This is a genomic window from Microbacterium sp. Z11_20 (assembly GCF_057197605.1).
Genome location: NZ_JBXVOQ010000003.1, coordinates 170,834 through 185,686 on the forward strand (window position 1 = coordinate 170,834; position 14,853 = coordinate 185,686).

Below are 14,853 nucleotides of genomic sequence, written 5' to 3' on the forward strand. Positions count from 1 at the left end.
GAAGTAGTGCTCGAATCAAACACTTTCGATCAGCTTCGAATCGGTCTGGCCACCGCTGACGACATCCGTCGTTGGTCGTTCGGCGAGGTCAAGAAGCCCGAAACCATCAATTACCGCACGCTCAAGCCCGAGAAGGACGGCCTCTTCGGGGAGCAGATCTTCGGTCCCTCACGGGACTGGGAGTGCGCGTGCGGCAAGTACAAGCGCGTCCGCTTCAAGGGCATCGTCTGCGAGCGCTGCGGCGTGGAGGTCACCAAGTCCTCCGTCCGCCGCGAGCGGATGGGCCACATCGAGCTGGCCGCTCCCGTCACCCACATCTGGTACTTCAAGGGCGTCCCGTCGCGCCTGGGGTACCTCCTGGACATGGCGCCGAAGGACCTCGAGAAGGTCATCTACTTCGCCGCCTACATGGTCATCTCCGTCGACGAGGAGGCGCGTCACCGCGACCTCCCCACGCAGGAGAACAACATCCGTCTCGAGCTGAAGACCCTCGGCGACCGTCGCGATGCCCGCATCGCCGCTCGCATGGCCAAGCTGGAGGAGGAGCTCGCCGCCCTGGAGGCGGAGGGTGCCAAGGCCGACCAGAAGAAGAAGGTCAAGGACGCCGCCGAGAAGGACATGTCGCAGGCCCGCAAGGCCGCCGACGAGCAGATCGCCAAGCTCGAGCGCGTGTGGGAAGACTTCCGCTCGCTCGAGGTCGGCACGCTCAAGCCCGAGGACGACGTCTTCCACGAGCTGCAGGACCGGTTCGGTCAGTACTTCGAGGCCCACATGGGCGCGGAGTCGATCAAGCGCCGCCTGGAGGCCTTCGACCTGGCCGCCGAGTCGGAGAACCTGCACCTGCAGATCTCCGAGGGCAAGGGCCAGCGCAAGATCCGCGCGATCAAGCGACTGAAGGTCGTCAACTCGTTCCTGCAGACGGGCATGAGCCCGGCTGCGATGGTGCTCGACGTCGTTCCGGTCATCCCGCCGGAGCTGCGCCCGATGGTGCAGCTGGACGGTGGCCGCTTCGCGACCAGCGACCTCAACGACCTGTACCGTCGCGTGATCAACCGCAACAACCGTCTCCGTCGCCTGATCGACCTCGGTGCCCCCGAGATCATCGTCAACAACGAGAAGCGGATGCTGCAGGAGGCCGTCGACGCACTGTTCGACAACGGCCGCCGTGGTCGCCCCGTCACCGGTACCGGTAACCGTGCGCTGAAGTCGCTGTCCGACATGCTCAAGGGCAAGCAGGGCCGGTTCCGCCAGAACCTGCTCGGCAAGCGCGTGGACTACTCGGGCCGTTCGGTCATCGTCGTGGGTCCCCAGCTGAAGCTGCACCAGTGCGGTCTGCCCAAGCAGATGGCTCTGGAGCTGTTCAAGCCGTTCGTGATCAAGCGCCTCATCGACCTCGGTCACTCGCAGAACATCAAGGCCGCCAAGCGTGCCGTCGAGCGCACCCGTCCCGAGGTCTGGGACGTGCTCGAGGAGATCATCCGCGAGCGTCCGGTTCTGCTGAACCGTGCGCCCACGCTGCACCGCCTCGGCATCCAGGCCTTCGAGCCTCAGCTCGTGGAGGGCAAGGCCATCCAGCTGCACCCGCTCGTATGTGCCGCGTTCAACGCGGACTTCGACGGTGACCAGATGGCTGTGCACCTGCCGCTGTCGGTCGAGGCGCAGGCCGAGGCCCGCATCCTCATGCTGGCCTCCAACAACATCCTGAAGCCGTCGGACGGCCGTCCGGTGACCCTGCCCTCGCAGGACATGATCATCGGTCTGCACCACCTGACGACCCTCAAGGAGGGCGCAGCCGGTGAGGGCCGCGTGTTCGGCTCCGTCGGTGAGGCGATCCTGGCCAAGGACGAGGGCACCCTCGACCTGCAGGCCAAGGTCCGCATCCGCATCCCGGGTCTTTCGTTCCTCGAGGGCCAGGCGCCCGAGGGCTACGAGCGTCACGGCATCGTGGACGCCTCGCTCGGTCAGGCGATCTTCAACGACACCCTCCCCAAGGGCTACCCGTTCGTACGCGAGCAGGCAGACAAGGGCAAGCTGTCGCAGATCGTCAACAAGCTGGCCGAGGAGTACCCGAAGGTGGAGGTCGCCGCGACGCTGGACCGCATCAAGGACGCCGGCTTCTACTGGGCGACGCGTTCGGGTGTGACCGTGGCGCTGAGCGACGTTCTGACCCCGCCGAACAAGAAGGAAATCGTCGCGGGCTACGAGAAGCAGGCCGCGAAGGTCCAGGCGCAGTACGAGAAGGGTCTGACGACCGACTCGGAGCGGCGCCAGGAGCTCATCAAGATCTGGACCGAAGCGACCGACGAGGTCCAGAAGGCGATGCGCGACAACTTCCCGGAGGACAACACCATCAACCGCATGGTGTCGTCGGGCGCTCGTGGTAACTGGCTGCAGATCCGGAACATCGCCGGTATGCGAGGCCTGGTGAACAACCCCAAGGGTGAGATCATCCCCCGTCCGATCATCTCCTCGTACCGCGAGGGGCTGTCGGTGGCGGAGTACTTCATCGCGACGCACGGTGCCCGTAAGGGTCTGGCCGACACGGCCCTCCGTACGGCCGACTCGGGGTACCTCACGCGTCGTCTCGTGGACGTCTCGCAGGATGTCATCATCCGCGAGGAGGACTGCGGCACGTCGAAGGGCCTCGAGCTCCCGATCGCCGCAGCGGGCGTCGACGGCAGCCTCGTCAAGGACGCGAACGTCGAGAACTCGGTGTTCGCCCGTACCCTCGCCGCCGACGTGGTCGACGCGCAGGGCACGGTCCTGGCCGAGGCCGGCGACGACGTGGGTGACGTGCTCATCAACAAGCTCGTCGATGCCGGTGTCGAGAACATCAAGGTCCGTTCGGTCCTGACGTGCGACTCGGCGGTCGGTGTGTGCGCGAAGTGCTACGGCCGTTCGCTGGCCACCGGCAAGATGGTCGACATCGGCGAAGCGGTCGGCATCATCGCCGCCCAGTCGATCGGCGAGCCCGGCACCCAGCTGACGATGCGTACCTTCCACACCGGTGGGTCGGCGTCGGCGGAAGACATCACGCAGGGTCTTCCCCGTGTGCAGGAGCTGTTCGAGGCGCGCACCCCGAAGGGTGCCTCGCCGATCGCTGAGGCCGATGGCCGCATCACGATCGACGAGACCGAGAAGGCCAAGAAGGTCATCCTCACGCCCGACAACGGCGACGAGCCCGTGGTCTACCCCGTCCTGAAGCGCGCGACGCTTCTGGTCGAGGACGGCCAGCACGTCACCGTCGGCGAGCCGCTCCTGGTCGGAACGCTCGACCCCAAGGAGGTCATGCGAGTCATGGGCGCCCGCGAGGTGCAGCGCTACCTCGTCAACGGCGTTCAGGGCGTGTACCGCTCCCAGGGTGTGCCGATCCACGACAAGCACATCGAGGTCATCGTGCGCCAGATGCTGCGGAAGGTCACCGTGGTCGACCACGCTGACACGACGCTGCTTCCGGGTGAGCTGGTCGACTTCAAGAAGTACCAGAACATCAACCGCGAGACGGTGGCGGCGGGCAAGCGCCCGGCGTCGGGTCGACCGGAGCTGATGGGTATCACGAAGGCGTCGCTCGCGACGGAGTCGTGGCTGTCGGCGGCATCGTTCCAGGAGACCACCCGCGTCCTGACGCAGGCGGCCATGGAGGGCAAGAGCGACCCGCTCGTCGGCCTCAAGGAGAACGTCATCATCGGAAAGCTCATCCCCGCCGGAACCGGACTTGCGAAGTACCGCAACGTCACGGTCGAGGCGACGGAAGAGGCCAAGAGCGAGCGGTACCCCAACCGCATCTTCGCCTCGGACGGCGCCTACAGCGACGCCGACCTGAGCTACGTCGATTTCGACAGCTTCTCGACGGACGACTTCACGCCCGGCACGTACAACTGATCGGGTCGGGATGCGGCTGACCGCCGCATCCCGTCCGCCCGAAGGCCCCCGTCCCTGCGCATCTCGCAGGGTCGGGGGCCTTCGTCGTTCCCGGGCGTCTGCCGGGTGAGGCAGGCGTGGCAGCGGGGGGAATCCGCGCGAGCGCGGCTACCGTGGGTGGGGAGGGGATGACATGGCTCGGGTGAGCGGACGTAGCCTGTGGATCGCGTGGCCGGTCGGCGTGATCTGCGCCGCCGTCGTGGGCGCGCTCGTGTGGATCGCCGCCCCCGGGGTGCCCGTGGTCATCGACTTCGTGGGGAACACCCTGCGGAGTGCGAGCTCGCCCCCGGCTGCTGTGGAGGAGGATTCCGCCGCGACACCTCCCACGGCGGACTCCGACTGCCGGAGCCTGTACCCCGACCGACTCTGGGCCGAGCTGACGTGGACGCCGGAGGCGCTGCTGTCGCAGAACGCGGCGGCGCCGGCGACGGAGTCCACGCTGGCCACGGCCCTCGCCCCGGCCGTGCGTCTCACCTGCTCGTGGCGCGCGGACGACGGCCGGTCGGCCTCCACGACGGTGGCGACGGTCGCTGCGGATGCGGCGCAGGTGGCCCACGCGGCACTCTCGGCCGAGGGCTTCGTCTGCACGAGCGAGGAATCCGCCGTGCACTGCGAGCGCAGGAAGGGCTCCGTGCACGAGATCCACGATCTGCGCGGCGACGTGTGGCTCTCCAGCATGCTGACCGCCTGGCTGCCGGAGGACTACGGCGCGCAGGTGGCTTCGCGCGTCTTCGGGCGCGGGTGAGTCAGTCGAAGATCGCCGCGACGATGCTGTCGGTGTAGCCCGACGGGGCGAGGTTGGAGAACTCGGTGTCGATGAGGATGCCGTCCCGCCAGAACAGGGTGCGTCCATCGGTGACGGGGTAGTGCGGGTTGTCCCACGTCTTCTCGCAGCGCGTGCCGGCGTCGGGGGTGTAGCAGGCGAAGCCCTCCGTGTCGGCGAGGGCATTGAGCATGTCCAGGGCGGGACCCCGGTTCATCCGGGTGATCTCCGTGGCGAGGTACGTCGTGTCTGCCCGCGGATCGCGCCAGAGGCAGATGAGGGAGCCGTCGGACTGCACTCCCACCGGACCGAAACCCTCCGGGTTCAGCGGAGTCTCGCCGAGTTGCGCGAGCACCGGGTCGGCGAGGATCGCGCGGCAGTCGGTGGGAACGACCGCGGATGCCGTCGCCGACGCCGACGGGGTGGGAGAGGCGGTCGCACCGGAGGAGGTCGGGCTTGCGGTCGGCGTCGGACCCGCCGTGCCCGTGGACGACCCCGCCTCGGGCGCGCAGGCCGCCAGACCCAGCATCCCGACTGCCAGCATCCCGACTGCCAGTGTCGCGATCAGCGCTGCGCGGACGGGGGAGCGTCGAACACCGGCGATCATGGCCACACCATAGCCCTTCGGGGGCGACGGACATCGACACACGGCGGCACGCCTCCCAGGAGCGGCGGGAAGCGCACGTTAGCCTTCGAACGCGGGGATATACCCCGCGTGAGGAGTGCTGGGCGATGAGTGATTCCAAGTCGTCGTACGGCGACCCGGTCGACGAACCGACGGACGCAGACCGCGACGCCGACGTGGTCGGCCGTGCGCGCGAGGCTCTGGCCGAAGCCGAGGCTGCACGCGCGGAGGTTCCCGCCGATGCTGCGACACCCGTGTCCGCCGAGCGTCCGGCCGCAGACGAGCCCGAGACCGTCGTGATCGAGGAGACCGTGGTCGTCGAAGATCGCACCGAAGACCCCGATGACGCGCGCTGGGCGATGTACGCCGCCTCTGCCGAGGCGGACGCCCGTGCCGAGGAGGCCCGCGCCGACCAGGCGCGCGCCGACGCCCGTGCCGAGGAGGCCCGCGCCGACCAGGCGCGCGCCGACGACACCCGTGTCCAGGACGCCCGGAGGGACGAGACCCCGACGGTGGCCGCGACGCCCGTGGTCACTCCGAGCGAGCGCGCCCCGGCCTACGGCGGTGCGCAGCCCATCTTCGTCCAGGCGCCGGAGGCCCCGCGCCCCCGCGGGAACCGCGGAGCAGCCGGGGCGATCGGCCTGCTGGCCACCCTCGTCTTCGCCGTCCTCTACCTCGCCGCGACCCTGGGTCTCGGACTCCTCAACCGCGAATTCGAGCTCTCCGGGGTCGTCGAAGCGACGACGCAGGCGGTGACCACGTGGGCGTTCTGGGTGCCCGTGGTCGTCTTCTTCCTCGCGTTCTGGCTCCTCGGCGCGGTCATCAACCGCGGACGTTGGGGTCACTGGGTCGTGTGGGGCATCCTCGTCGGGCTCGCCGCGTACGCCGGTCACCTCCTCGGCGCGCTCTTCCAGGAGCCCTTCTGGATGCTGACCGCCCGCGAAGGCGCCGAGCTCCTGGAGGGCGCGGTGCTCGCGCCCCTGGCGATCGTCGCCTTCGTGCTCGGTCGTGAGCTGACGATCTGGTTCGGTGCGTGGGTCGCCGCCCGCGGACGCCGGATGACCGAGCTCAACGAGGAAGCCCAGCGCGAGTACGAGCGCACGCTCGAAGCCGGTCCGCAGCTGCACCGCGCCTGACGATGACCCGCGACGCGGCGGGCTCGGGCGGCGGGCCGGTCGCACCCGCCGTCGCCCTGGCCTTCGCCGTCGTGGGTTTCGTCGCCGTCGCCATCGCGGGCCTGGGGCTGACGAGCCTCGCCCTCGACGCGGATGTCATCGCCGTGCGGGGGCTCGGACAGATCCCCGGCGTCATCGGGATGCTGCTGGCCACCGCGGGGTTCGCCGCGGCCCTGTGGTCGGGGCTGAGGGCGGAGCATCCGTCGTTCTGGACCGCCGTCATCACGGCGCTGTGCGCGTACCTCGGTGAGGTGGTCGGCGTCGCCGTCGGAGCGCTGATCAGCGGCAGCGACCCGGCGCTCGCCTTCGCCGCGGCCGGCGCCGTCGCCATCGGCTGGCCCGGCGTGGTGATCGCCGTCACCGGCCTGATCGGCGGATGGGCGGGCATCGCGCTCGTCCGCACGCGCGCCCGCCGTCCGCGCTGGCCGTGGGAGCGCGACGAGGACGACTCGTGACGCGCCCGCGGGGACTAGCGTAGGAAACCGTGGAGCGGTCGATCGAGACCCAGGTCAGCCAGGCGGTGGACGCTTGGCTGCGGTGGCTGCCGCGGTGGGAGCCCGCGACGCACCGCGGCCGGGTGGCCCCGTGCCGCCGCTGCTTCGGATCGCCGGTGCTCTCGGCGGCGGGGCTCGGCGCGGATGTCCCCCACGGCGTGCAGCACGGGCTCTCCACGCGCGTGAAGACGATCATCGACACCTCGGTGGCCGAGTACACCGCGCGCAACCTGCCGATGCTGCAGGCCGAGCTCGACCAGCAGTCCGCCCGCAACCGCGCGCGCAGTTACCGTCCCGCTGAGGGACTGGAGCCGGAGTTCGAGGGCCTGCCCCTGGATCCCGATCCGGTGCCCGGCGCACCGTTCCTGTTCACCGTCTCGGGCATGGCTGCGGAGGAAGAGGCGGCGATCCCCGACCTGCCGCCCCTCACCGATGAGGCCAAGGCGGCCCTCCGCCAGGAGGTGGGGCTCGCCGACGACTACGCGAACATGATCGGGCGCGAGGTGTGCGCGGTGCTGCTGCACCATCGCCTCCGCATCCAGAGCGCTGTCGCCGAGTACGTCGAGCCGCAGATCGCGGCGATGCTGGAAGAGCTGACGCGGTCGCTGGACTCGCCGTTCGACCCCAACGACCCCGGCCTGCCCACCGTCTGACCCCGCCGGAAGCGCTCGGGACGCGTCACGCGTTCCTGCGGGATCCGGTGGGTTGGTACCATGACCGGGCTTGTACTGTGATGCGCCGCCGACGGCGCTATGGGCTATACCGACCGGGGGAGGCGGGGTTGCCGACACGCCTGCCCGCTGTGCCCCCGATCCTGCCGGGGCTGGCGTACATCCGGCCGCTCGGCTCGGGGGGCTTCGCCGATGTGTTCCTGTACGAGCAGGACATGCCGCGCCGCAGCGTCGCGGTGAAGGTGCTGCCCAGCGACGTGCGCGACCCCGACCTGCTGCGCATGTTCAACGCCGAGGCCGATGTGCTGGCTCATCTGTCGGCGCATCCGTCGATCGTCACGGTGTACCAGGCGGGTATCTCCGCCGACGGACGGCCCTACATCGTCATGGAGTTCTGCCCCGGCTCACTCGCGCAGCGCTACCGGGTGGAGCGCATCCCCGTCCCCGAAGTGCTCTCGATCGGGGTCAAGATGGCCAGCGCCCTCGAATCCGCGCACCGGGCGGGCCTCGTGCACCGCGACGTGAAGCCGAGCAACATCCTCATCACGACCTTCGGCACCCCCGTGCTCGCCGACTTCGGCATCGCCTCGGCCCTCGCGCGCCAGAGTGCCGATGAGGTTCTCGCGATGAGCGTGCCGTGGAGCGCCCCCGAGGTGGTGGCCGAGCAGACCGCGGGCACGATCTCCAGCGAGGTGTGGAGCCTGGGGGCGACGGTCTATTCGCTCCTGGCCGGACACAGCCCCTTCGAGCGCCTGGAGCGCGGCCAGAACACCCGCGAGCAGCTGCGGCGGCGTATCGCCCGCGCGAGCTACACCGAGATCGCCCGGGCCGATGTCCCGCGGTCGCTCCAGCTCCTCCTCGCCCGCACCATGAGCCGCGACGCGCGCCACCGCCACACCAGCGCGATCGAGGTCGGCGAGGCGCTGCGCGCCGTGCAGGCGGAACTGGGCCTCGCGGTGACCCCGTTGGAGGTCGCGGCGGAAGAGTGGCGTCCGGGCGCGCGTCCCGTGGACTTCTCCGACACCTCGCTCCGCGGCCCCGTGCGCAGCGCCGTCGAGCACAGCGGCCGGCGGAAGGTGCGCTCGGCGACGGGCGTCGCCTCGCTCGCGCGCGATGAGGACACCGGCATCTCCGGGCCGGATCGGCGGGCCCGTCCTGTGATTCCGTGGGTCCTCGGGGGCGCGGCCCTCCTCGCGGCGTCCGCCGTGACGGTGGCGGCGCTGCTGGCGACGGGAATCCTCTGATGCGCAAGCGCTCGATCGCGGCCGTGGCCGCCGGCGCGGCAGCCGTGGCCCTCATCGTCGGGGTGAGCATCGTCTGGCCGGGGCTCGACGCGCAGGAGACCCCGGAGGTGGACACGGCGGTGTGGGCGTTGCAGACGGGGGAGGGGCGCCGCTATGCGCGGGTGAACACCTCCATCGGCGAACTCGACACCGTGCGCAGCGTCAGCAACCCCAGCTCGGTGGCGCAGTCGGGCGAGGGCGCTTTTCTCTTCTCCGACAGCTTCAGCAAGCTCACCCGCATCAACGAGGCGCTGCCGCAGGATCTGGATGAGGAGACCGTTCGCGCGTCCCCGTCCACGCCGGCGGGAACGACGGATGTCGTCACCTCGGGCGACTTCGTGGCCTACCGCACCGACTCCGGTACCGTGCACGCCGGCCGGCTGTCGACGGGCGAGACGATGCCGGTGGATCCGTTCGCCACGGAAGACGAGGACGAGGACACCCCGCCGTACACTGCCGATGCGCTCGCGGTGAACCGCGACGGGATGCTGTTCGCCTACTCGTCGGACGACGAGTCGGTGCTGCGCTACGACCTGCGCCGGGGCGAGATGAGCGGCCGCGACCCGCTGCCCGCCGACCTGGCGAGCCCCGCCCTCACGGCCATGGGGGATATCTGGGCGCTGATCGACCGCGACACCGGCGAGGTGCATCTGCGCGGCCGCGACGAGCCGGTGCCCGTGGAGGTGTCGGGCGACGTCCGCGTCGGCGAGGCAGACCCCGACGGCGACGCGGTCTACCTCGCGGACGAGACCGGACTGGTCGCGGTCTCGCGCGACGGCACGGTCACCGCGGAGGTCGATCGCGGCGCGACCGTGCTCGGTACGCCGGCAGCTCCCGTCGTGCACGACGGCGAGGTCTTCGCCGCGTGGCTCGGACCCACCGACGGGGGCGGACTGCTGTGGCGTTCGCGCTCGCGCGAGACGGTGCTCGACTACGGCGCGGAGACGATCCCCGACGAGCGGCGACCGGTGTTCGTGGCCACCGACGAGGCCGTCATCCTGAACGAAACGCGCACCGGATGGGTGTGGACCGTCCCCGGCGGAGAGCTCGTCCCCTCCAGCCAGGACTGGTCGCTGGATGACCGCACCGATCCGGCCGCCGTCCCCAGCGAAGAACAGCTGAGCGTGGTGCTCGACCCCAAGCCTCCGATCGCCGAGGCCGACTCCTTCGGCGTGCGGGCCGGGCGCCTGGCGACCCTGCCCGTGCTGCTGAACGACCACGACCCCAACGAAGACGTGCTCAGCGTCGACCCCGCCTCGGTCACCGGATTGGACCCCGGCTTCGGCGTGGTCACCGTGACCGACGACGCCCAGCGTCTCGCCGTGCGGCTCGAGCCCGGCGCATCCGGGTCGGCGACCTTCCAGTACGCCGTGACCGACGGAACCGCCGCCGACGGGTTGCGCTCGGAACCGGCGAGCGTCACCCTCACCGTGTCGGGCGGCGACGGCGCCCCGCAGTGGTGCGGTGTGGAGGGATGCCTCGTCGAATGGCCGACCCCCGAGGTCGCGCGCGGCGGGACGGTCACCGTGCCCGTCCTCCCCGGATGGGTGGACCCCGACGGCGACCCCCTCCTGCTGCTGTCGGTGGAGAACGCCTCCGGCATCGGGACGGTGGCCTCCACCCCCGGCGGAGACATCGTGTACCAGCACGCCGACGACGGGTCAGGGGGTGAGCAGCTGATCGAGCTGAACGCCACGGTCGCCGACACGGCGGGGCAGGTCTCGACCAAACCCCTTCTCGTCCGGGTGAGCCCCGACCCTGCACTGGCCGTCCAGTCCTTCGCCGTCGTCGACACCGTCGGCGCCGGGCTCACCGTCGACGTCGCCCCGCACGTCACCGGAACCGCGGGCACGCTCGCCGTCACCTCGGTCCGGGTGCTCGACGACGCCGCGGCCACCGCGACGGTCCTCGGCGGCACGACCACGTTCGACTTCTCCGCGTCCGGGCCCGGCACCTACCGCGTGGGCTTCACGGTGACCGATGGGCGAACGGATGCCACCGGCACGGCGCGCATCACGGTGCTCCCCGCCGACGCACCCGCCCAGCTGGCGACCTCGCCGGTCGTCGCGTTCGTGCATCCGCAGCAGGACGCGACGCTCGACGTGTTCGCCGCGGTGTCCAACCCCACGCGGCGGGTGCTGCTGCTCAGCGACGTCACGGCCACGGCCGATGACGGGGCGACGCTGTCGGTGGATGCGGTGGGGCAGAACAACCTCCGCGTTTCGGGCACCACGGCCGACGGCGCCCCTGGGCGCCTCGGCACGGTGGCGTACACCGTCAGCGACGGCACCGAGGACGCCGGCGCGCGCGTGGTCGGGGAGGCCACGGTCTACCTGCTGCCTCCCGCGCCGGAGATCGCCCCGATCGCCGTCGACGATGCCGTGACGGTCCGCGCGGGCTCGCAGATCGACATCCCGGTGCTCGACAACGACATCTCCCCGGCCGGTGGTCGCCCGAGCCTGGACCCGTCGTCGGTGACCTCGAGCTCGCCCGACGCCCTCGCCTTCGCCTCCGCCGGTGTGCTGCGCTATCTGGCTCCGGCCGAGCCCGGCGACTACGGCGTGGACTACTCCGTCTATACGACGGGCTCGCCCTCGCTCCGCGACACCGCCACGGTCCGCATCCGAGTCCTCCCCGAGGACGAGAACCGCGCCCCCTCCCCGCACACCCTCGAGGGGCGGGTGCTCAGCGGAGGCACCACCGCCGTCGAGTTCGACGGTTTCGGAATGGACCCCGACGGCGACGTGGTCACCCTGGACCGCATCCTCGAGCAGCCCGCGCGCGGCTCGGCCACGATCTCGGCCGACGGCGCGTCCATCGTCTACTCGGCGCTCCCGGGAGACCGCGGCCAGGTGTCCTTCCGCTACCGCGTCGAGGATGCCGCGGGGGAGACGGGCGAGGGGACCGTCCGCATCGGCGTGCTCGACACGGAGGCGAACCCGAGCCCGGTGACCTTCACCGACTACGTCGAAGTGCAAGCCGGCGAAGACAACACCATCCGGGTCAGCCCCCTCGCCAACGACATCGATCCCACCCAGGGCGCTCTGCGGCTCACCGACGTCCGGCCCGACCTGCCCGAGGTGCTCTCGGACGGCAGCGAGAATGCCGAGCACGCGCGCCTTGCGGAGCACATCCTCTCCACCAGCGACACCGGGGTGGTGCTGGCGGCCGGCGAGGCTCCCGCGACGATGTCGTTCCTGTACGACGTCGAGTCCGACTCGGGCAACACCGGCCGCGGCCTCATCGTCGTCCGGGTCGTCCGGGAGAGCGTGCCCGATTACCCGATCGTCGCCGACACCGTGCTGTCGGTGGAGAACCGCGACGAGTTCGAGTCGGGGGTGGACGTGCTCACCGGCAAGGCGACATGGTCGCGCGGTGAGGTCGACGACCTCGAGGTGAGCCTGTGGGGCCAGCCGGAGGGCGTGCAGGTGGGCGGGCGCCGGCTGAGCGGTGCGCTACCGGCCTCCACGCGCGTCATCCCGTTCGCCGTCACCGCCACGGTGGGCGACGACGAGATCACGACCTACGCCTTCCTCCGGGTCCCCGGCGACGACGACCTGGACCTTGCCCTGCGCACCGGCACCCCGCCCCAGGAAGTGCCCGAGCTCGAGTCGGTGGCGTTCGACATGGACGACCTCGTCGCGCTGCCGCGCGATGCCACCCTCGAGGTCGGCGACGACGTGCGCGCCTCGGGAGCGCGCCCCGACGCGGTGTGCGCGCGGGAATCGGGCACGCGCGTGCGCTACGACGCGGGAGCGGGAGCGCCGTGGACGGACTCGTGCCAGGTGCCCGTGCGCCTGGCCGGCACCGACGAGTGGACCTCCGTCTCGGTGCCTCTCGCCGTGGTCGCACGCGATCCGCAGCCGGAGCTCCGCCCCGGGTCCCTCACCGTCGGGCCGGGGGAGACGGCGACGTTCGATCTGCGCAACATGACGACGTGGCAGCTCGCGCGCGAGGACTGGGACGCCATCCAGTACAGCCTCGAACCCGCCGGCGGCGCCTTCGAGGTGTCGCTGGCCGGATCGATCGTGACAGTCGTGGGCGCTGACCGCGCGGTACCCGGCACCGAAACGGCGGCTCTCGTAGGCGTCACCAGTCATCCGTCGGTCGCCCCGGCCCGCCTCGTGCTCAGGGTCGGCGCGGCGCCGTCGACCCTCCCGCAGGGTGGAGCCGTGACGCAGCAGTGCTCGCAGGCTGCGGGCGTCTCCTGCACCCTGACGGTCATCGGCGCGGGCGGGGAGGTCAACCCGCTGCCGCGCACGCCCCTCGAAGTCGTCGACGTCCGGCCCACCGGAGCGTGCGCGGGCGTGAGCTTCCGTGTCGCCTCCGCCTCCGCGGTGACGGCCTCGTGGACACCGGATGCCCCGGGGGCGACCTGCACGGCATCCTTCTCGGTGCGCGACGCGCAGGGGCGCACCACCGCCTCCGAGCGCGACGGACGCATCCTGCTCGATCTCCAGGGGTACCCGAAGGCTCCCGCCAGCATCCGCCAGACCGCCTACGGCGACGGCACCGTGACCCTTCGCGTGGATGCGGGCGAGGCGCGCCTGGCCTACCCGGGGTTGTCGGGCTTCGTGGTCCGCAGCGCCGGCGCCGAGGTGACGCGCTGCTCCGCCGACGGCGCGTGCCCGGTGATCACCGCTCCCAACGGCGAGCAGCGCGTGTACGAGGCGTGGGCCGTGAACGCCGTCGGCGAATCGCGCGCGAGCGTGCGCACGACGGCGTGGGCGTACGCGACACCGGCGACCCCCGCAAGTATCGATTGGGAGCCCGTGCCCAACGGTGACGTCGGCGGTGTCATCTCACTGCGGATAGGCGGCATTGATTCAGCTCAGACCGGTTTCCTGCGGATCCAGAGCGCGACGAACGTGACACGGGACGTCGCAGTGCAACCAGGGCAGGACGCTGTTTCGGTCGATCGCTTCGACCTCGGCTCGAATGCGGCGACGACCGTGTCCGTCACACCGCACTCGCGTTTCAACACGCCGCCTGGCCTCGGCGGTGCTCCGTCGGGTGCGGCCCGCGCGATCACGGCCAACGGCATCGGCGCGCCGAACAACCTGTCCTTGGAGCTCGTGGCTCGGTCGACCGGCGATGACCGCGCCGCGGTCACCGCCATCGCGCGAGCGGATACGAACGGCGCCGGCTCTCGTCTGCTCTTCGACATCGTTCCCGCGAACCAGGCGGGGCGGTGCGACCCGCACGCGGCCGGTTCCCCTGCCTATTCAGAGGAGTTCAGCGGCCTCGAAACGGGCGACGTGGCCGAGTACGTCGCATGCGTGGCGTCGGAACGCAACGGTCAGCGCTTCGGAGACGCCGATACGCGCAGCTCGATTCGCATTCAGATCGCGCGCGACCCGCGGGGATGGCAGTACGCGGTGAACTCGCGCGCGGATGTGTCCTCCCAGCGCGCCGAGTGGCGGATCAGCGAGCCTCGATCGGACGACCGGATCCCGCGCGGCTACCGGCCGCAGTTCTCCGGCTGGCCCGCCAGCATCTTCAACAGCGACCCCGGGATCACCGTGCGTTACGTGCGGGAGGAGGAGGGTTGGCAGCCCTCCGGATGGGTGGCGGTGACGCCAGCAGCCGGGAGCGCGCCGTACCAAGTAGCGATCGAGTGGGGCGTGACCAGTTGCATCGGCGGCTCACCGCTCGCGGTCGGCAAGACGGCGGGACCGGGCACGGTGACGGCCGACACCCAGTCCGTCCTCATCCGATATTTCGATGCGCGCGGGGTGCTTCTCATCCCGTCCACCGCCGGCACTGTTCCGGAGGGCGCCGTCCGGGTTGAGAACATCCCGGTGACCGCTTCCGTCGGGCAGTGGGGGCTGAACGACGCCCCCGGTCACGCCTCTACCACCCGCTGCGATCCGAATCTTCCACCGGAAGACCCGCCTCCGCCCCCGCCCGCCCCATGACCC

8 protein-coding genes are annotated in these 14,853 nt (G+C 70.8%); 7 read left to right on the top strand and 1 reads right to left on the bottom strand.

Features of this window, described 5'->3' with window-relative positions; translation table 11 throughout:
- Positions 1 to 6: 6 nt before the first annotated feature.
- Positions 7 to 3,882, top strand: coding sequence for a DNA-directed RNA polymerase subunit beta' (rpoC, locus tag AC2DFQ_RS08860; RefSeq protein WP_484510375.1), 3,876 nt, complete (start codon positions 7 to 9; stop codon positions 3,880 to 3,882).
- A gap of 181 nt (positions 3,883 to 4,063) precedes the next feature.
- Positions 4,064 to 4,666, top strand: coding sequence for a hypothetical protein (locus tag AC2DFQ_RS08865; RefSeq protein ID WP_484533640.1), 603 nt, complete (start codon positions 4,064 to 4,066; stop codon positions 4,664 to 4,666).
- Between the two features lies 1 nt (position 4,667).
- Here the strand turns inward: AC2DFQ_RS08865 and AC2DFQ_RS08870 are convergent, their stop codons facing one another.
- Positions 4,668 to 5,291 (bottom strand): hypothetical protein, encoded by a 624-nt coding sequence (locus AC2DFQ_RS08870; protein WP_484533641.1) that lies wholly within the window; start codon positions 5,289 to 5,291, stop codon positions 4,668 to 4,670.
- Positions 5,292 to 5,416: 125 nt separating this feature from the next.
- Between AC2DFQ_RS08870 and AC2DFQ_RS08875 the strand changes: the two genes are divergently transcribed.
- The 5 genes from AC2DFQ_RS08875 (at position 5,417) to AC2DFQ_RS08895 (ending at position 14,850) form a co-directional block, all read left to right on the top strand.
- Entirely contained in the window at positions 5,417 to 6,445 is a 1,029-nt protein-coding gene (locus AC2DFQ_RS08875; protein WP_484533642.1) for an ABC transporter, read from the top strand.
- A 2-nt stretch (positions 6,446 to 6,447) separates the two neighbouring features.
- Positions 6,448 to 6,939, top strand: coding sequence for a hypothetical protein (locus tag AC2DFQ_RS08880; protein WP_484510379.1), 492 nt, complete (start codon positions 6,448 to 6,450; stop codon positions 6,937 to 6,939).
- A 29-nt stretch (positions 6,940 to 6,968) separates the two neighbouring features.
- Complete coding sequence (locus tag AC2DFQ_RS08885; protein WP_484510380.1) at positions 6,969 to 7,631, top strand: spermidine/putrescine ABC transporter substrate-binding protein; 663 nt, start codon at positions 6,969 to 6,971, stop codon at positions 7,629 to 7,631.
- A 128-nt stretch (positions 7,632 to 7,759) separates the two neighbouring features.
- Entirely contained in the window at positions 7,760 to 8,893 is a 1,134-nt protein-coding gene (locus AC2DFQ_RS08890; protein WP_484533643.1) for a serine/threonine-protein kinase, read from the top strand.
- Positions 8,893 to 14,850: an Ig-like domain-containing protein gene (locus AC2DFQ_RS08895; protein ID WP_484533644.1), complete on the top strand. Its 5,958-nt coding sequence runs from the start codon at positions 8,893 to 8,895 to the stop codon at positions 14,848 to 14,850. Before AC2DFQ_RS08890 ends, AC2DFQ_RS08895 begins: the two co-directional genes overlap by 1 nt.
- Positions 14,851 to 14,853 lie beyond the last annotated feature (3 nt).

Bases quoted from the DNA above. Each gene is read 5' to 3' on its own strand.
- AC2DFQ_RS08880 (WP_484510379.1), top strand. From the start codon at position 6,448: ATGACCCGCGACGCGGCGGGCTCGGGCGGCGGGCCGGTCGCACCCGCC.
- AC2DFQ_RS08875 (WP_484533642.1), top strand. From the start codon at position 5,417: ATGAGTGATTCCAAGTCGTCGTACGGCGACCCGGTCGACGAACCGACG.
- AC2DFQ_RS08895 (WP_484533644.1), top strand. From the start codon at position 8,893: ATGCGCAAGCGCTCGATCGCGGCCGTGGCCGCCGGCGCGGCAGCCGTG.
- AC2DFQ_RS08870 (WP_484533641.1), bottom strand. From the start codon at position 5,291: ATGATCGCCGGTGTTCGACGCTCCCCCGTCCGCGCAGCGCTGATCGCG.